Source organism: Nocardioides ginkgobilobae (assembly GCF_054781275.1).
The window spans coordinates 175,407-192,154 of the sequence record NZ_BAAGUS010000002.1 but is presented as its reverse complement, the minus strand read 5'-3'; the positions used below and the strand labels follow the sequence as shown (position 1 = coordinate 192,154).

Sequence of the window (16,748 nt, the reverse complement as noted above, 5' to 3'; positions counted from 1 at the left end):
GGTCAGGAGTCGAAGCCGAGGCCGGCCCGGTCGAGCGTGCGCAGCCACAGGTTGCGGCGGCCGCCGTGCCGGTCGGCGCTGGCAAGCGACCAGCGGGTCAGGTTGATGCCGACCGAGCGCAGCGGCTCGGGCGGGAAGGGCAGCGGCCGCTCGCGCACCATCCGCAGCCGGGTGCGCTCGGTGTCGGCGCCGTCGAGCAGGTCGAGGGTGACCTGGGCGCCGAAGCGGGTGGCCGCGACTCCGAGCCCGGTGTAGCCCAGCGCGTACCCGACGCGGCCGCCCAGCGCCGTACCGAAGAAGGCGGCGAAGCGCGTGCAGGTGTCGATCACCCCGCCCCAGCGGTGCGTGAAGCGGATGCCCTCCAGCTGCGGGAACGTCTCCAGGAAGTGCTCGGCCAGCAGCTCGTGGGTGGCGTCGCGCTGCTCCAGCGAGGCGTCGATCCGGCCGCCGAAGTGGTGCACCGCGTCGTAGCCGCCCCACAGGATCCGGTCGTCGCGGGTCAGGCGGTAGTAGTGGAAGAGGTTGGCCGCGTCGCCCACGCCCTCGCGCCCCTCCCACCCGATCGCCGCCCTCTGCTCCGATGAGAGCGGCTCGGTCATGAGCACGTGGTCGTAGACCGGCACCGTCATCAGCCGCAGCCGCCGCAGCAGCGACGGGAACGCGTTGGTCGCCAGCACCACCTGCGCGGCCCGCACCGAGCCGGGCCCGTCCGGCCCCCGCGTCCCCACCCGTACGCCGCCGGCCGACCGCTCCAGGGAGACCGCCCGGGTCTGCTCGTGGATGACCACGCCGTCCTCGAGGCAGACCCGCCGCAGGCCCCACGCCAGCCGGGCCGGCTCGACGAGCGCGGTGCCGTGGCGGTCCAGCAGCCCCCCGACGTACGACGGCGAGTCGACGCGCGCGCGGACGGCTGCCTCGTCGAGCAGCTCCACCTCCGCGCCGTGGCGCCCCATCTCGGCGGCGAGCTCCGTGAGCTCCTCGACGTGGTGCGGCCGGGTGGCCACCGTGAGCTCGCCGGTGGGTCGCCAGTCGCAGTCGATCCCGCGGGCGGCGACCACCTCCCCGATCGCCGCGAGGTTCTGCGCACCGAGCCGGTCGAGGTCGGCCAGCTCGTCGGGCCAGCGGTCCAGGCCGTGGGCGAACCCGTGGGTCAGCGACGCCGAGGCGAAGCCGCCGTTGCGCCCCGACGCCTGGCCGCCGCACTCCCCGGCCTCGACCAGCACGACCGAGCGGCCGGGGTGCCGCTCACGGGCGAGGAGCGCGGCCCAGAGGCCGGTGTAGCCCCCGCCCACGACCAGCAGGTCCGCCTCGACGTCCCCGACGAGCGGTGGTAGCGGGTCGGGCCGGTCGGGGTCGTCGAGCCAGGCCGTGCGCGGCGCCGCGTCGGCGAGCGCCCGTGCCGCCGCGTCGCTCCGGGTCCGCCTCACACCAGGGCCCGGCGCCGGCGCCGGCTGAGCACCTCGCCGCTGATCACGACGGCGAGCGAGAGCAGGAGCATGAGCGTGCCGATGACGTTGACCTGCATCGGGACACCCACGCGGTAGGCGCCCCAGACGTACATCGGGAAGGTCGTCTCGTTGCCGGAGTTGAGGTTGGTGATGATGAAGTCGTCGAAGGAGAGCGAGAAGCTCAGCAGCGCCGCGCCGAGGATGCCGGGCAGCACCAGCGGGAACGTGACCCGCCAGAAGGTCTGCGCCGGCGTGGCGTAGAGGTCGGCGGCTGCCTGCTCCAGGGTGTCATCGAGCCCGGCCAGCCGCGAGCGCACGGTCACGACCACGAACGATAGGCAGAACATGATGTGCGCGATGAGGATCGTCCAGAAGCCCAGCAGGCCCGAGGCACCGGCGGCCACGAAGAGGGTCAGCAGCGAGGAGCCCAGCACGATCTCGGGCGCAGCCATCGGCAGGAAGATCAGCAGGTTGGCCGAGGAGCGCCCGGCGAAGTCGTGGCGCACCAGGGCGAAGCCCGCGAGGGTGCCCAGCACCGTGGCCACGAGCGTGGCCAGGAAGCCGATCCGCAGCGAGAGGCCGAGGGCCTCGCACATGGCGGCGTCCTCGCAGATGTTGGCCCAGTTGTGCAGCGTGAAGCCGTCGAAGGAGTAGACGTTGCGCGCCGCCGGCTCGTTGAAGCTCATCAGCACCACGACCGCGATCGGCACGAACGTGTAGGCGAGCACGCCCAGGCCCAGGATGAGGACCATCCGCTCGCGCAGCCAGGCGGTCACAGCAGCTCCTCCGTCCCGGCGCGGCGGACGTAGACCAGCACCATCGCGACGATCAGCACCATCAGCAGCACCGACAGCGCCGCGGCCACCGGGGAGTTGTTGGCGTCGATGAACTGGCCCTGGATGACGTTGCCGATGACCCGCTGGTTGGTCGAGCCCAGGAACTCGGCGTTGATGTAGTCGCCCGCGGCCGGGATGAAGGTCAGCAGCGTCCCCGACACCACGCCCGGCAGCGACAGCGGCCAGGTGACCTTCCAGAAGCCGACGAACGGGTGGGCGTACAGGTCGCTGGAGGCCTCCACCAGCCGGGGGTCGATCTTGTCGAGGCTGGCGAAGAGCGGCAGCACCATGAAGGGCAGGAAGTTGTAGGCCAGGCCGGCCACGACCGCCACGGGAGTCGCGAGCAGCCGGTCGTCGGGGCCGAGCACCCGCAGGAACTGCAGGGCGTCCACGACGAACCCCTCGTCGGAGAGGATCAGCTGCCACGACAGCGTGCGCACCAGGAAGCTGGTGAAGAACGGCGCGATGACCAGCACCAGCAGGAGCCACTTCCAGCGCCCCGCCTTGAACGCGATGGCGTAGGCCAGCACGTAGCCGAGCACCAGGCAGATCCCGGTCGCCAGCGCGGCGTACCAGAGCGAGCGCAGGAAGGGCTGCCAGTAGGCCTCGACCACGTCGACGTAGTTGCCCCACGCGTAGGTCATCTCGTAGCCGCGGAAGTCCGACCCGGAGGAGTCGAAGAGGCTGGTGGCCACCAGCGAGTAGAACGGGACGACGAAGAAGAGCAGCAGCCACAGCGTGGCCGGCAACATCAGCAGGTAGCCCGTGCGGCCGCGCCGGCGCCGCGACCCGGACGGCTCCGCCGCGAGCGTGGTGGCCTCGGGGACCGCCTGCGCGGCCTGGGTCACCGGACCTCTCCGTCGTCGACCCCGGCGGCGGCGTCCTGGTTGATGTCGAGGCAGAAGGCATACTCCGGACGCCACGACAGCTCGACCTTCTCCCCCACCGTGAACATCCGGGTGCGGCCGGTGTTCTGGGAGAAGACCTGGAGCTCCTGGCCCCAGGGCATCCGCACGAGGTACTGCGTGGAGACCCCGACGAACGAGACGTCGCTGACCACCCCGCCCGGCACCGTGTTGCCCGGGGCGTCGAGGTCGGCACCCTCCTCGCCGATGAGCACCTTCTCCGGGCGGATGCCGATCCAGCCGCGGTCGCCGTCGGTGTGGGTGCGCGCGGTCGGCACCGAGACGGTGATGCCGTGCATGTCCAGGGTCGTGACGTCGGCCGAGCGCGAGAGCACCCGCCCCTCGATCAGGTTGGACTGGCCGAGGAAGTTGGCCACGAAGGTGGAGCGGGGGTTCTCGTAGAGCTCGGCCGGTGCGCCGAGCTGCTCGATCACGCCGCCGTTCATCACGGCCACGGTGTCGGCCATCGTCATGGCCTCCTCCTGGTCGTGAGTGACGTGCATGAAGGTGAGGCCGACCTCGACCTGGATCCGCTTGATCTCGATCTGCATGGAGCGCCGCAGCTTCAGGTCCAGGGCTCCCAGCGGCTCGTCGAGCAGCAGCACCTCCGGCTCGTTGATCAGCGCACGGGCGAGCGCCACGCGCTGCTGCTGGCCACCGGAGAGCTGGGCCGGGCGCTTGCGGGCCTGGCTGTCGAGCTCGACCAGCTCCAGCATCGCGCGGACCTTCGCCTCCACGTCGCGCACCTTGCGGCGGCGCAGCCCGAAGGCGACGTTCTCGTAGATGTCCAGGTGCGGGAAGAGCGCGTAGTTCTGGAAGACGGTGTTGACCGGGCGCTGGTGGGCGCGCCGGTCGGTGATGTCCTGGCCGGCCAGCGTGATCCGGCCCGAGGTCGGCACCTCCAGGCCGGCGACCATCCGCAACGTCGTGGTCTTGCCGCAGCCCGAGGGACCGAGCAGGGCGATGAAGGAGCCCCGTGGCACGTCCAGGTCCAGGTCGTGCACGGCGGTGAAGCCGTTGGCGTAGCGCTTGGTGAGGCCGCTCAGCCGCAGCCCCCCGTCGCTGCCGCCGGGACCGGCGTCGGGGGCGGCGGGCGCGGGCGCCCCGGTCGCGGCGGTGTCAGCCGACGGTGGCATCGGACCAGTCTCCTTCGTACTGCTGGGACTGCCGGTCGTCGAGCGGCATGAAGTCCCAGGTGTCGGCGAGGAACTCCTCGTCGGGGAAGATCAGGGGGTTGTCGACCAGGGAGGGGTCGACCTGCTCCATCGCCTCGCGGGCGCCCTCGACGGGGCAGATGTAGTTGACCCACGCCGCCAGCCGGGCGGCGACCTCGGGCTCGTAGTAGTAGTCGATCCAGGCCTCGGCGTTGGCCTGGTGCGTGGCGAGGTTGGGCACCATCATGTTGTCGCTCCACAGCGACAACCCCTCCTCGGGCACCACAAACTTGATGTCGGGGTTGTCGTACTGCGCCTGGATGACGTCGCCCGACCACGCCTCGCACGCCACGATGTCGCCGTTGGCCAGCTGCTGGAGGTAGTTGTTGCCGGCGAACTGCCGCAGCTGCCCGTCCGAGACCGCCCGGTTGAGCGCGTCGATGGCGTCGTACCACTCGTCCTCGGTGAAGTCCTCCGGCTCGGCCCCGACGACCTTGAGCATGAACCCCATCGTGTCGCGCATCTCGGTGAGCAGGGTGATCCGGCCCTTGAGGTCCGAGCGCGTGAGCAGCTCGGAGAAGCTGCCGACCTCGTCGACGTACGCCGCGTTGTAGGCGATCCCCGTGAGGCCGGACTGCCACGGCGCGCTGTAGGTGCGGTCGGGGTCCCAGGCCTTGTCACGCAGGGAGTCGATGAGGTTCTCGTGCAGCCGGGGGACCCGCTCGCGCGTCAGCGGCTGGATCCAGCCCAGGCCGATCATCCGGGCGGCCATCCAGTCGGTCAGCACGATCATGTCGCGGTCGATCGGCTCGCAGGAGCCGAGCTGGTTGCGGACCTTCGCGTAGAACTCCGCGTTGTCGTTGACGTCGTCGTTGTACTCGACGGTGATCCCGGTCGTGTCCTGGAAGGTGTTGTAGGTGCCGCGCGGGTTGCGCCGGGGGTCGATGTAGCCCGTCCAGTTGGAGATGACCAACCGTCGCTCGCTCTCGGACAGGTCGGTGGCCCGGCAGGTCGCGGGGTCCTGGGCGGCCCCGGCCACGCTGAAGAACGGCAGCTTCAGCGCCGCCACCGACAGTCCGGCGGCGGCGACCGCGCCACCGCCGCGGAGCAGCCCGCGCCGGGACAGGGTGGAGCGGCGCGCGGGCGCCTGGTCCTCGGGTGCCATGGGCCTCCTCCGGTCAGCGGGTCCTCGGATCGTGCCACTGACGACCGCCGTCGACAAGGGATCCGGTTGATCCGAAACCTGTTGGCAACGAAATCGCTCGTGTGAGCTCGTTGTGGGATCGGCGTCGTGCGGGGTCGACGACCGGTACGGTCCGTCCATGAGCAGGAAGAGCGAGGGGGCGCTCCCCCACCTCGACGAGGTCTCCAAGGCGATCATCGAGCAGCTGCAGCAGGACGGCCGCCGCTCCTACGCCGCCATCGGCAAGGTCGTGGGCCTCTCCGAGGCCGCGGTGCGCCAGCGGGTCCAGCGACTCGTCGAGGCCGGGGTCATGCAGGTCGTGGCCGTCACCGACCCCATGCAGCTCGGCTTCGCCCGCCAGGCCATGGTCGGCATCAGGGCCACCGGTCCGCTGGAGCCGGTCGCCGACGCGCTCGCCGCCCTCGACGCCGTCGACTACGTCGTGATCACCGCCGGCTCCTTCGACCTGCTCGTGGAGCTGGTCTGCGAGTCCGACGAGCACCTGCTCGAGCTGCTCTCCAGCCAGATCCGCACCGTGCCCGGCGTGGTGGCCACCGAGACCTTCATGTACCTCCAGCTGCGCAAGCAGACCTACTCCTGGGGTGTGCGGTGAGCGGCTCCCCCTCCGGTGCGCTGTCCGGGGCGCTGGGCTCCGGCCGGAAGCTCGCGCTGGTCCGTCGACCCGGGCCGCGGGTCGCCGAGGGACTCGTCACCCACATCGGGCGCACCGAGGTCGACGCCGACCTGGCGCTGGCGCAGTGGCAGGGCTACGTCGACGCGCTGCACGCCGAGGGTTGGCGCACCGTCGAGGTCGAGCCCGCCGACGACTGCCCCGACGCGGTCTTCGTCGAGGACACCGTGGTGGTGCTCGGTGACGTCGCGGTCATCAGCCGCCCCGGCGCCGACGAGCGCAAGCCGGAGACCGCGGGCACCGAGGCCGCGCTGCGCGACCTGGGCTACCGGGTCGAGCGGATCCAGGCGCCCGACACCCTCGACGGCGGCGACGTGCTCAAGCACGACGGGACCGTCTGGGTCGGCCTCGGCGGACGTACGACGCCCGGTGCCGTCGAGCAGCTCCGCACGCACCTCGCGCCGCTCGGGGCGGTCGTCGTCGGCGTACCCCTGGCGAAGGTGCTGCACCTGAAGTCGGCCGTGACCGCGCTCCCCGACGGCACCGTGATCGGGTGGGACCCCGTCGTCGACGACCCGACGGTGTGGGAGCGCTACGAGCCCGTGCCCGAGGAGCCCGGCTGCCACGTGGTCTGCCTCGACGAGCAGACGGTGCTGATGTCCTCGGCGGCACCGGAGACGATCCGCTCCTTCGAGGCCCGTGGCCTGCGCGTGGTGGCCGTCGACATCTCCGAGCTGGAGAAGCTCGAGGGCTGCGTGACCTGCCTGTCGGTGCGCCTGCGGGGATAAATGGCTCGCGCACCGGCGCGCAGGGCCCCACCATGGTCCGCAGCACCGGGGTCCGCCCGTGCCTGAACGAGAGGAGCGTGACATGTCGACGACTGTCGCTGGCCTGCCCGCAGACCACACCCACCTCTTGCATCGGAGCACCCGCGTTGACCGCACGGCACGACTGGCACGACCGGTCCGAGGAGCAGTACTCCTCTGACCACCTCCTCCACCTCGACACCCGTCGCGAGGTGGACCCCCTGGACGGCATCGACCCGTCCTTCCTCCTCGACTGGCACGCGGTCGAGGACATCGACGACGACACCCAGCGCTGGTCCACCTGGCTCAGCGTGGAGCCGCTCTCGCGCGGCCCGGAGCCACGGCCTGACTGGGTCGTGACCTCCCAGGGCGCGATCGACACCGAGCTCGGCATCCTCAAGACCGGCAAGGAGGCCGACGCCTACCTGCTCGAGCGCGCCGTCCCCGGCTCGGACGCGCTCGGGGAGTCGGTGGTCATGGTGGCCAAGCGCTACCGCTCCACCGAGCACCGCACCTTCCACCGCGCCGCGACCTACACCGAGGGCCGCAGCGTCAAGCGCTCGCGCGACCAGCGCGCCCTCAAGGCCGGCAGCACCTGGGGGAAGATCGTCGCCGCCGGCGAGTGGGCGGTCTCGGAGTGGGAGGCGCTCAAGCGGTGCTGGCTGCTCGGGCTGCCGGTCCCCTACCCCGTGCAGCTCGACGGGCAGGAGATCCTCATGGAGTGGATCACCGTCGAGGGCGAGGACGGGGTCGAGACGGCGCCGCGGCTCGCGCAGACCCGCCCCGGGCCCGCGCTGCTGGCCACCTACTACGACCAGCTGCGCGACGCGCTCGCTACGATGGTGCAGGCGGGGATCGTGCACGGCGACCTGTCGCCGTACAACACCCTCGCCGCGGGCGAGCGGCTCGTGGTCATCGACCTGCCGCAGGTCGTGGACCTGGTCGGCAACGCCAACGGGATGGACTTCCTGCTGCGCGACTGCCGCAACATGTGCCGCTGGTTCCGCGCCCGGGGATTGGAGGTCGACGAGCAGGAGCTCTTCGGGGAGCTCATGGCGCACGCGTTCTAGGGAAGCAGTCGCGTAGGTTCCCCCCGTGAGACGCACCCGGGGCCGCACGGTCGACGTCACCACCCTCGCCGACCTCGAGCGCCGGCTTGACGAGGGGGTGCGGTCGCTGTCGGGGTGGCGGGTGCGCCACCTCGACCTGCGCAGCCGCCCGGACCTGCTGCAGGGCCGCGACGTCGACGGGGCGACCTTCCTCGGCTGCGACTTCGCCGGGGACGACGCCACCCGGGCCGAGGCCGGCGGGGCGATCGTGCTGCCCTCGCTGGCCGACCGGCCGCTGCCGGTCGACCCCGCCCGCACCTCGCTCTACACCGCGCCCGAGCTCTACGACGCCCCGCGCTGGGTCAACTCCCTCGACGGTCGCGCCTACGCCTGGTCGCAGGAGGCCCGCGCCGACGTCGCGCCGGGCGAGGCGGCCCTGGCCCGGGTCCTGCACGACCACGCGATCGACGTCGCCCTCGACGCCTGGCGCCTGGGGCGCAGGGTCGTCGGCGTCATGGGCGGGCACCGGGCCCTGCGGGGTGAGGAGACGTACGCCGACGCAGCACGCCTCGGGCACCTGCTGGGCGACCGGCTGACCGTGGCGACCGGCGGCGGGCCGGGCGCGATGGAGGCCGCCAACCTCGGGGCACGGCTGGCCGGGGAGCCGACCGAGGCGCTGACGGAGGCGCTGTCGCTGCTGGCCGCCGTGCCGACGTACCGACCCTCGGTGGACGCGTGGGTCTCGTCGGCCATGGAGGTCCGCGAGCGCTGGCCCGACGCGCGCGAGAACCTGGCGATCCCGACCTGGCACTACGGCCACGAGCCGCCGGGCGTCTTCGCGACGGCGATCGCGAAGTACTTCCGCAACGCGACCCGCGAGTCGATCCTGCTCGAGGTGTGCGACGCCGGCATCGTCTTCCTGCCGGGCGCGGCCGGCACCGTGCAGGAGGTCTTCCAGGACGCCTGCGAGAACTACTACGCGGACGCCTCGGGCGTGGCCCCTATGGTGCTGGTCGGCGTCGAGCACTGGACCCGCACCCTGCCCGCGTGGCCGCTGCTGGAGGCGCTGGCCCGCGACCGGGCAATGGAGCGGTTCGTGCACCTCGTCGACACCGTCGAGGAAGCGGCCGAGCTGCTGGCCTGACGAGCTCAGCCCAGGGGCACCTGGAACAGCCGCTCCTCGCCGTACGCCGTGAAGCCGGCCCGGCGCAGGATCGGCCCGGACGTGGCGGTGTTGCCCTTGACCAGCGCCATGGTGCACCCGTGGTCGGCGCCCGCACGCAGACGGGCGTCGAGGACGGCGCGGTAGACCCCGCGCCCGCGCGCCTCCTCGAGGGTGCAGCCTCCCCAGAGCCGGGCGACGTCGCCGGCGACGGTGATGCCGCCGCTGCCGACCGCGCGTCCCTGCTCGTAGGCGATCACGCTCCACTGCTCGGGCACCTGGCGCGCCAGGCTCGCGCGCAGCTCCTCCTCCGACGGCATCGAGCCGCCGAAGACCTCGGCGTTGAGCCGGTAGTAGTCGGCGTGGGTGGCGAGGTCGTGGTCGTCACGGCGCAGCTCGAGCCCGGGCCGGGGCCCGAGGTCGGGGCGTGCCGCGGTCAGGTCGAGCGCGAGCACCGCCAGCGTCTCCCCGGGCTTCCCGCCCGCGGCGCGGACGACGTCCTCGAGGGCGACATCGGCGTCGATGGTCACCCAGACCTGGAGGCGGTCGGCGCTCCAGTCGCGGGCCTGGGCGCAGAAGCCGGCCAGGGCCTCGGCGGGGTCACCGACCGGGTGGAACCGCAGGAGGCTGGCCGGGTGCTCGAACCACGACGGCCACCGCACGAGGACCCCGTCAGGGGTGTCGACGCGCTCGGCGTCCTCGGGGACCCACAACCACTCGTCGACGGCGCGGAGGACGTCGTCACGCGTCAGGGGCACCGGGACGACCGGCTCACTCGGTGGCGGCGAGCTGGCCGCAGGCGCCGTCGATGTCGCTGCCGCGGGTGTCTCGGACGGTGGTGGGGATGCCCCGGGCCTCGAGGCGCCGGACGAACTCGCGCTCGTCGGCGGGGTCCGAGGCGGTCCACTTCGACCCGGGCGTCGGGTTGAGCGGGATCAGGTTGACGTGCACCCAGCCCCAGTCGGCGCCGGTCGCGTAGAGGACGTCGGCGAGCAGGTCGGCACGCCAGGCCTGGTCGTTGATGCCGCGCATCATGGCGTACTCGATGGAGACGCGGCGCTTGGTGGTCTCGGCGTACTCGAAGGCGGCCTCGACGGTCTCCGCGACCGAGAAGCGGGTGTTGATGGGGACCAGCTCGTTGCGCAGCTCGTCGTCGGGGGCGTGCAGGCTCAGCGCGAGCGTGACCGGGACGCCCTCGGTGGCCAGCTGCTTGATCCGCGGGACCAGGCCCACGGTCGAGACCGTGACCCCGCGCGCGGACATGCCCAGGCCGTCGGGGGTGGGGTCGGTGAGCCGGCGTACGGCGCCGACGACCGCCTTGTAGTTGGCCAGCGGCTCCCCCATGCCCATGAAGACGACGTTGGAGACCCGGGTCGGGCCGCCGGGGACCTCGCCGCGGGCGAGCGCGCGAGCGCCGGCGAGCACCTGCTCGACGATCTCGGCGGTGCTCATGTTGCGCTGCAGGCCGCCCTGACCGGTCGCACAGAACGGGCAGGCCATGCCGCACCCGGCCTGGCTGGAGACGCACATGGTGGCGCGGTCGGGGTAGCGCATGAGCACCGACTCGACGAGGGCTCCGTCGAAGAGCCGCCACAGCGTCTTGACGGTGGTGCCCTTGTCGGCCTCCATCGTCCGCAGCGGGGTCATCAGCCCGGGGAGCAGCGCCTCCACGAGCTCGGCGCGCTGGCCGGCGGGGAGGTCGGTCATCTGCTCGGGGTCGTCGACCAGCCGGGCGAAGTAGTGCGTCGAGAGCTGCTTGGCCCGGAAGCCGGGCAGCCCCTTCTCCTCCAGCAGCTCCTTGCGCTCGGCAGGGGTCAGGTCGGCGAGGTGCCGCGGCGGCTTCTTGCGGCCGCGCGGCTCCTCCATCACCAGGGGCAGCTGCTTCGGGGTGTCGTGGTCAGGCATCGCGCACCATCCTCCCACCCGGGCCGCGACCCGGCCGAACCGTCGAGCGCGTGACCTCGGCCCCGCGCGCCGGCCGGGCCGTCACAGGCAGACCTGCGAGCGGCTCAGCGGTTGACCAGGAACCAGAGCACCAGCGCCGCGACGCCGCCGACGACCAGGGCCGTGGAGACGATGCCGAGCAGCATGTAGCGACCGAACCGGCGGGTGTGCGGGTGCACCAGCAGCGCGATCGGCACCGCCAGGGCGACCAGGACGAAGGGGAAGAGGTCCTCGGCCGACTCGGTGTCCACCATCGAGGCCAGCAGCGCTGCGTAGGCCCCCGGGACGACGACCACGAAGACCAGGCCGGTGAAGAAGCCCGCGAGTGAGGCGAAGACCGGATGGTCGCGGTGCCACCAGCCGACGGTGGGCTCGCCGGGCTGCTCGCCGGTCTGGGCCGCGGGCTGGGCCGCGGTGGGGTCCGCGCCGTCGACGTCCCGCGGCTCGACGCGAGGCTCGCGGGAGTCGGTGTCGTTCATGGGGCCAGCATGCCCCGTGCGGAGGGTCCGTACGCGGGTACGCGCCGCTCGGGCGTGGCGGGCGGCGCGCCGGGCTCAGACCTCGACGGTCCAGACGTCCGGCATCCGCAGCGTCGCCCACCGGTCCAGGTCTGGCTCGGCGCCGGTGAGCGCCGCGAGCGCGAGCGTCCACGCCGTCCCGTGGCCGACCAGCACGAGGTCCTGCCCCTCGTGCACCTCCACCAGGCGGCGTACGGCGGGGACGACCCGGTCCGCGCAGTGCTGCAGCGGCTCCCAGCCGTCCGTGGCCGCGCGGGCGGGGTCGGCGAAGGCGCGCGCGACCACGTCGGGGAAGTCCTCGGGGGCGAACAACCCGGCGGCGCGCTCGTGCTCGCGCAGCTCCGGCACGACGCCGATCTCGCCATCGGTGAGCAGCTCGGCCGTCGCAAGCGCCTTCGGCTCGGGTGAGCAGGCCCACGCCGCCGCGGCGGGCAGGCGGTCGCGCAACGCCCACACGTCGTCGTACCCCGCGGGGTCCAGCGGCCACTCGCTCGCGGGGCGCGTCGGGTCGGGGAGGGAACGGCCGTGCCGGACGAGGTGGACGGTCACGTCAGGACGCGAAGACGAGGTGGTGGAGCAGCAGCCAGATCGGCGCGATGGTGGCGAGCAGCGAGTCGAGCCGGTCCATCAGGCCGCCGTGGCCGGGGATGACCTGGCTCATGTCCTTGATGCCGAGGTCGCGCTTGATCACCGACTCGCACAGGTCGCCGAGCGTGGCCATCACCACCGCGATGAGACCCAGGGCGACCCCGACCCACCAGTCACCTTCGAGCAGGTAGACCACCAGCGCGATGCCGGCCGCCACCGTGGCGACCAGGGAACCGGCGAAGCCCTCCCAGGACTTCTTCGGCGAGATGACCGGGGCCATGGGGTGCTTGCCGAACAGCACGCCGGCGGCGTACCCGCCGATGTCGGAGGCGATCGTGACCAGGATGAAGGCGATGATGCCCCGGACGCCGTCGTCGTCCAGGCCGCTGCCGTCCAGGCCACCCTCGGCCAGCAGCAGCGCGACGAACGAGCCCAGGAAGGGAACGTAGACGAGGGTGAAGAGCGAGGCGGTGGCGTTCTGGACGTAGCCCTCGATCCCCCGGCGCAGCAGCCACAGCATCGTGACCAGTCCGGTGACCGCCGTGGCGGTGACGAGGGCGTCGGAGCCGAAGAGGTAGGCCACGACCACCATCGAGACCCCGCCCACCATGAGCGGCTCCTCGGGCAGGTCGATGCCCTTCACCGAGAAGCCGCGGCCGAGCTCCCAGACCGCGACGCACACCGCGACGGCCACGATGAGCATGAAGGCGGCCTTGAAGAACAGCAGCGACGCGGCGATCGAGCCGAGCAGGACGACGGCCGAGCCGACCGCGGCCTTGAGGTCGCGACCTGCCCGACCGTGGTCCTTGGTCGGGGTGGGCTGTCCCGTGGGGGTGGGGGCGGCCATCGTGGCGAGCGAGCGGGAGGTCCTCAGACCTCCAGCAGCTCGGCCTCCTTGTTCTTGAGCATCTCGTCGATGGAGTCGGTGTGCTTCTTGGTGATCGAGTCGAGCTTCTTCTCGGCGCCGGTGACGTCGTCCTTGCCGACCTCGCCGTCCTTCTCGAGCTTCTCGAGGTTCTGCTTGGCGGTGCGGCGCAGGTTGCGCACGGCGACCCGGCCGTCCTCGGCCTTGGCCCGGGCGACCTTGATGAACTCCTTGCGACGCTCCTCGGTCAGCTCGGGGAAGACGCAGCGCAGGACCTTGCCGTCGTCGGTCGGGTTGACGCCCAGGTCGGAGTCGCGGATCGCGCGCTCGATGTTCTTGGTCGCGCCCTGGTCGTAGGGCGCGATGATGATGACGCGCGCCTCCGGGGTCGTGAAGGAGGCGAGCTGCTGCAGCGGGGTGGGGCTGCCGTAGTAGTCCACGACGATCTTGTTGAAGACCGAGGGGTTGGCGCGGCCCGCGCGGATGGCGGCGAACTCCTCGCGGGTGGAGTCGACCGACTTGTCCATCTTGCTGTCGGCCTCGTTGAGGATGTCGTTGATCACCGTGGGGCTCCTGGTCTTGTCGTCTCGTCGTCGCTGCGTCGTACGTCGTGGTGCTGGTGTGGCGCGTGGCGGTCGTCGCTCCGGGCTCAGCCGGCCTCGACGAGCGTCCCGATCCTCTCACCCTTGAGCACGCGCGGGATGTTGCCCTCCGGCTCCATGCCGAACACGACCATCGGCAGCTTGTTCTCGGCGCAGAGGGTGAAGGCGGTCTGGTCGACGACGGCCAGGCCCTTGCCGATGGCCTCGTCGAAGGTGATCCGGTCGTACTTCTTCGCGTCCGGGTGCTTGCGGGGGTCGGCGTCGTAGACCCCGTCGACCCCGCTCTTGGCGAAGAAGACCGCGTCGCAGCGGCTCTCCAGCGCCCGCTGGACCGCCACGGTGTCGGTGGAGAAGAAGGGCATGCCCATGCCGGCGCCGAAGATGACGACCCGGCCCTTCTCCATGTGCCGGATGGCGCGGCGCGGGACGTAGGGCTCGGCGACCTGGCCCATGGTGATGGCCGTCTGCACGCGGGTCTCGACGCCGAGCTTCTCCAGGAAGTCCTGCAGCGCCAGGCAGTTCATGACGATGCCGAGCATGCCCATGTAGTCGGCGCGGACGCGGTCCATGCCGCGCTGCTGCAGCTCGGCGCCGCGGAAGAAGTTGCCGCCGCCGGTGACGATCGCGACCTGGACGCCGCTGCGCACCACCTCGGCGACGTCGCGGGCGATGGTGTTGACGACGTCGGGGTCGACGCCGACCCGTCCGCCGCCGAAGACCTCCCCGGAGAGCTTGAGCAGCACACGCTGGTACTGGGTCATGGTGCGTCCTTCCGAGAGGGAGTGGGCGGCCGGACGTGCGAGGAGGCCGGTCCGCTCGACCTGTGGTGGGGATTCAAGCGGACCGGCCTCCTTCGACGTCCACGCGAACCTAGCGGATCGCGAGCGTCATGAGCAGCCCTGGCTGGTCAGGTGGGGCTGGTCGGGTGGTGCAGTGCTGCGGGTGGTGCTTGTCGCCGCTGGTGCAGCGGGTCAGGCGCCGACCTCGAAGCGGGCGAAGCGGGTGACCGTGGTGCCGGCGGCGTCCAGGACCTGCTTGACCGACTTCTTGGCCTCGAAGACCGACTCCTGGTCCAGGAGCACGATCTCCTTGAAGAAGGCGTTGATGCGACCCTCGACGATCTTGGTGACGGCAGCCTCGGGCTTGCCCTCCTCCAGCGTCTTCTTGGTCAGCACGTCCTTCTCGGCCTCCACGACGTCGGCCGGGACCTGGTCGCTGGTGAGGTACTGCGCCTTGAGGGCGGCAGCCTGCTGCGCGGCCTGGCGGGCGGCGGCCTCGTCGCCCTCGTACTCGACGAGCACGCCGAGGGTCGGGGGCAGGTCGGAGGCCTTCTTGTGCAGGTAGACCGTGGTCGTGCCCTCGAAGTAGGCGACCTCGCCGAGCTCGATCTTCTCGCCGATGGTGCGGGCGAGCTCCTCGACGGTCTCGCCGACGGTGGAGTCACCGAGGGAGACGGCCTTGAGGGCCTCCGCGTCGCCGACCTTGTGGGCGTCGGCGGCGTCGGCGATCTGCTGGGCGGCGTTGATGAACGCCTCGTTCTTGGCCACGAAGTCGGTCTCGGCCCGCAGGCTGATCAGGGCGTTGCCGGAGGCAGCGACCAGACCAGCCGAGGCCTCGCGCTCGGCGGCGCGGGCAGCGGCCTTGGCCGCACCCTTGACCCGAAGCAGCTCGACGGCCTTGTCGAAGTCGCCGTCGGACTCGTCGAGGGCCTTCTTGCAGTCCATCATCCCGGCCTGGGTGAGCTCGCGGAGCTTCTTCACGTCGGCAGCGGTGTATGCCATGTACTCGTCGTCCTTGCGTCGTGAGTGGGAGGGGCGGGGCGGACCGTCAGGCCTTGGCCTCGTCGGCGGCGGGCGCCTCGGCGGCCTCCGCGGACTCGGCGGCCTCAGCAGCCTCGGGGGCAGCGGCCTCGGCGGCGGCGTCGGACGCGGCGGCCTCGCTGGAGGCACCGGTCGCCTCGGACGCAGCCTCGCCGTCGGCGGCGGTCGCGGTCTCGGCGGCCTTCTCGGCGTCACCGGTGAGGAGCTCACGCTCCCACTCGGCCAGCGGCTCCGCGGCGCCGTTCTCGGCACCCTCGGTCTTCGCGCCGGCACCCGAGCGGGCGATGAGGCCCTCGGCGACGGCGTCGGCGACCACGCGGGTCAGCAGGCCGACGGCGCGGATCGCGTCGTCGTTGCCCGGGATCGGGAAGTCGACCTCGTCGGGGTCGCAGTTGGTGTCCAGGATGCCGATGATCGGGATCCGGAGCTTGCGGGCCTCCTCGACGGCGAGGTGCTCCTTCTTGGTGTCGACGATCCACACCGCGGCGGGGGTGCGGCTCATCTCGCGGATGCCGCCCAGGGTCTTGTCGAGCTTGTCGCGCTCCCGCTTCATCTGCAGGAGCTCCTTCTTCGTGCGACCGGAGCCCGCGACGTCGTCGAAGTCGACCAGGTCGAGCTCCTTGAGGCGGTTGATCCGCTGGTGCACGGTCTGGAAGTTGGTGAGCATGCCGCCCAGCCAGCGCTGGTTGACGTAGGGCATCCCGACGCGGGTCGCCTGCTCGGCGATCGCCTCCTGGGCCTGCTTCTTCGTGCCCACGAACATCACGGTGCCGCCCTTGGCGACGGTCTCCTTGATGAAGGCGTACGAGCGGTCGATGTAGGACAGCGACTGCTGCAGGTCGATGATGTAGATGCCGTTGCGCTCGGTCATGATGAAGCGCTTCATCTTCGGGTTCCAGCGACGGGTCTGGTGTCCGAAGTGGACGCCGCTCTCGAGGAGCTGGCGCATGGTCACGACTGCCATGAGGGGTTCTCTCCTGTGGTGGGCCCGCCACCGTGCGCGCGACCTTGGCAGTCCGCCTCGCGGCGGACCAGGACGCACCGGTGTGGATCCGGTTGGTTTCCAGTTGCTGCTCACCGACGGGTGCCGGCTCGCCCTGACGCCCACGCGCGACCCCACCCGGAGGACCGGGACCGGGAGTCGGCGCCCACGGGTGGTCGCCCCGCCGGAGAGGCGGGACGTCGTGGTCTGCAGACGTGCGAAGTCAATCCCTGAGGATTGCGTCGGCCAGCGTAC

The 16,748-nt window shown here is 71.7% G+C and carries 18 protein-coding genes; 4 read left to right on the top strand and 14 right to left on the bottom strand.

The features are described from left to right. Positions 1–2: 2 nt before the first annotated feature. Genes ACYVID_RS03215 through ACYVID_RS03195 form a run of 5 tightly spaced genes read right to left on the bottom strand, consistent with a single transcriptional unit; the run spans position 3 to position 5,508 of the window. On the bottom strand, positions 3–1,427 hold the full coding sequence (locus ACYVID_RS03215) for an NAD(P)/FAD-dependent oxidoreductase (RefSeq protein WP_460734340.1): 1,425 nt from the start codon (positions 1,425–1,427) through the stop codon (positions 3–5). After that, complete coding sequence (locus ACYVID_RS03210) at positions 1,424–2,224, bottom strand: ABC transporter permease (protein WP_460734338.1); 801 nt, start codon at positions 2,222–2,224, stop codon at positions 1,424–1,426. Before ACYVID_RS03210 ends, ACYVID_RS03215 begins: the two co-directional genes overlap by 4 nt. Beyond that, positions 2,221–3,132, bottom strand: a complete 912-nt coding sequence (locus tag ACYVID_RS03205) for an ABC transporter permease (protein WP_460734336.1) — start codon at positions 3,130–3,132, stop codon at positions 2,221–2,223. Before ACYVID_RS03205 ends, ACYVID_RS03210 begins: the two co-directional genes overlap by 4 nt. Then, positions 3,129–4,325, bottom strand: a complete 1,197-nt coding sequence (locus ACYVID_RS03200; RefSeq protein WP_460734334.1) for an ABC transporter ATP-binding protein — start codon at positions 4,323–4,325, stop codon at positions 3,129–3,131. Before ACYVID_RS03200 ends, ACYVID_RS03205 begins: the two co-directional genes overlap by 4 nt. Then, a complete protein-coding gene (locus ACYVID_RS03195; protein WP_460734332.1) occupies positions 4,309–5,508 on the bottom strand; it encodes a polyamine ABC transporter substrate-binding protein in 1,200 nt (399 codons plus the stop codon). The genes ACYVID_RS03200 and ACYVID_RS03195 overlap by 17 nt, the downstream gene beginning before the upstream one ends. Positions 5,509–5,665: 157 nt before the next feature. On the opposite strand from ACYVID_RS03195, the gene ACYVID_RS03190 reads away from it, so the two are divergent. From ACYVID_RS03190 to ACYVID_RS03175, 4 genes are all read left to right on the top strand, one after another. After that, complete coding sequence (locus tag ACYVID_RS03190; RefSeq protein ID WP_300645948.1) at positions 5,666–6,139, top strand: Lrp/AsnC family transcriptional regulator; 474 nt, start codon at positions 5,666–5,668, stop codon at positions 6,137–6,139. After that, positions 6,136–6,945: a dimethylargininase gene (gene ddaH, locus ACYVID_RS03185; RefSeq protein ID WP_460734330.1), complete on the top strand. Its 810-nt coding sequence runs from the start codon at positions 6,136–6,138 to the stop codon at positions 6,943–6,945. Before ACYVID_RS03190 ends, ddaH begins: the two co-directional genes overlap by 4 nt. Before the next feature lie 146 nt (positions 6,946–7,091). Next, entirely contained in the window at positions 7,092–8,033 is a 942-nt protein-coding gene (locus tag ACYVID_RS03180; protein ID WP_460734328.1) for a serine protein kinase RIO, read from the top strand. A 25-nt stretch (positions 8,034–8,058) separates the two neighbouring features. Beyond that, positions 8,059–9,156, top strand: coding sequence for an LOG family protein (locus ACYVID_RS03175; RefSeq protein ID WP_460734326.1), 1,098 nt, complete (start codon positions 8,059–8,061; stop codon positions 9,154–9,156). Positions 9,157–9,161: 5 nt separating this feature from the next. Here the strand turns inward: ACYVID_RS03175 and ACYVID_RS03170 are convergent, their stop codons facing one another. The 9 genes from ACYVID_RS03170 to rpsB all read right to left on the bottom strand — a co-directional run bounded on the left by ACYVID_RS03170 (position 9,162) and on the right by rpsB (position 16,475). Next, positions 9,162–9,932, bottom strand: coding sequence for a GNAT family N-acetyltransferase (locus tag ACYVID_RS03170; protein ID WP_460734324.1), 771 nt, complete (start codon positions 9,930–9,932; stop codon positions 9,162–9,164). 13 nt (positions 9,933–9,945) lie between these two features. Beyond that, positions 9,946–11,079, bottom strand: a complete 1,134-nt coding sequence (gene rlmN / locus ACYVID_RS03165; protein ID WP_460734322.1) for a dual-specificity RNA methyltransferase RlmN — start codon at positions 11,077–11,079, stop codon at positions 9,946–9,948. A 104-nt stretch (positions 11,080–11,183) separates the two neighbouring features. Then, positions 11,184–11,597, bottom strand: coding sequence for a hypothetical protein (locus ACYVID_RS03160; RefSeq protein WP_460734320.1), 414 nt, complete (start codon positions 11,595–11,597; stop codon positions 11,184–11,186). Between the two features lie 75 nt (positions 11,598–11,672). Further along, on the bottom strand, positions 11,673–12,185 hold the full coding sequence (locus ACYVID_RS03155) for a histidine phosphatase family protein (RefSeq protein WP_460734318.1): 513 nt from the start codon (positions 12,183–12,185) through the stop codon (positions 11,673–11,675). 1 nt (position 12,186) lies between these two features. Beyond that, the gene (locus ACYVID_RS03150; RefSeq protein WP_300639813.1) at positions 12,187–13,071 is read right to left on the bottom strand and encodes a phosphatidate cytidylyltransferase; all 885 of its coding nucleotides are present in this window, start codon (positions 13,069–13,071) and stop codon (positions 12,187–12,189) included. Between the two features lie 23 nt (positions 13,072–13,094). Continuing rightward, positions 13,095–13,649, bottom strand: a complete 555-nt coding sequence (gene frr, locus ACYVID_RS03145; RefSeq protein ID WP_300639819.1) for a ribosome recycling factor — start codon at positions 13,647–13,649, stop codon at positions 13,095–13,097. Positions 13,650–13,738: 89 nt separating this feature from the next. Continuing rightward, positions 13,739–14,452: a UMP kinase gene (pyrH, locus tag ACYVID_RS03140; RefSeq protein WP_460734316.1), complete on the bottom strand. Its 714-nt coding sequence runs from the start codon at positions 14,450–14,452 to the stop codon at positions 13,739–13,741. A gap of 210 nt (positions 14,453–14,662) precedes the next feature. After that, complete coding sequence (gene tsf, locus ACYVID_RS03135) at positions 14,663–15,472, bottom strand: translation elongation factor Ts (RefSeq protein WP_460734314.1); 810 nt, start codon at positions 15,470–15,472, stop codon at positions 14,663–14,665. A gap of 46 nt (positions 15,473–15,518) precedes the next feature. Continuing rightward, positions 15,519–16,475, bottom strand: coding sequence for a 30S ribosomal protein S2 (gene rpsB, locus ACYVID_RS03130; RefSeq protein ID WP_460734312.1), 957 nt, complete (start codon positions 16,473–16,475; stop codon positions 15,519–15,521). Positions 16,476–16,748: the final 273 nt, after the last annotated feature.

Excerpts from the sequence above, each read along its gene's own strand:
- ACYVID_RS03200 (WP_460734334.1), bottom strand. The coding sequence starts at position 4,325 with ATGCCACCGTCGGCTGACACCGCCGCGACCGGGGCGCCCGCGCCCGCC.
- ACYVID_RS03195 (WP_460734332.1), bottom strand. The coding sequence starts at position 5,508 with ATGGCACCCGAGGACCAGGCGCCCGCGCGCCGCTCCACCCTGTCCCGG.
- ACYVID_RS03190 (WP_300645948.1), top strand. The coding sequence starts at position 5,666 with ATGAGCAGGAAGAGCGAGGGGGCGCTCCCCCACCTCGACGAGGTCTCC.
- rlmN (WP_460734322.1), bottom strand. The coding sequence starts at position 11,079 with ATGCCTGACCACGACACCCCGAAGCAGCTGCCCCTGGTGATGGAGGAG.
- ACYVID_RS03160 (WP_460734320.1), bottom strand. The coding sequence starts at position 11,597 with ATGAACGACACCGACTCCCGCGAGCCTCGCGTCGAGCCGCGGGACGTC.
- ACYVID_RS03150 (WP_300639813.1), bottom strand. The coding sequence starts at position 13,071 with ATGGCCGCCCCCACCCCCACGGGACAGCCCACCCCGACCAAGGACCAC.
- pyrH (WP_460734316.1), bottom strand. The coding sequence starts at position 14,452 with ATGACCCAGTACCAGCGTGTGCTGCTCAAGCTCTCCGGGGAGGTCTTC.
- tsf (WP_460734314.1), bottom strand. The coding sequence starts at position 15,472 with ATGGCATACACCGCTGCCGACGTGAAGAAGCTCCGCGAGCTCACCCAG.
- rpsB (WP_460734312.1), bottom strand. The coding sequence starts at position 16,475 with ATGGCAGTCGTGACCATGCGCCAGCTCCTCGAGAGCGGCGTCCACTTC.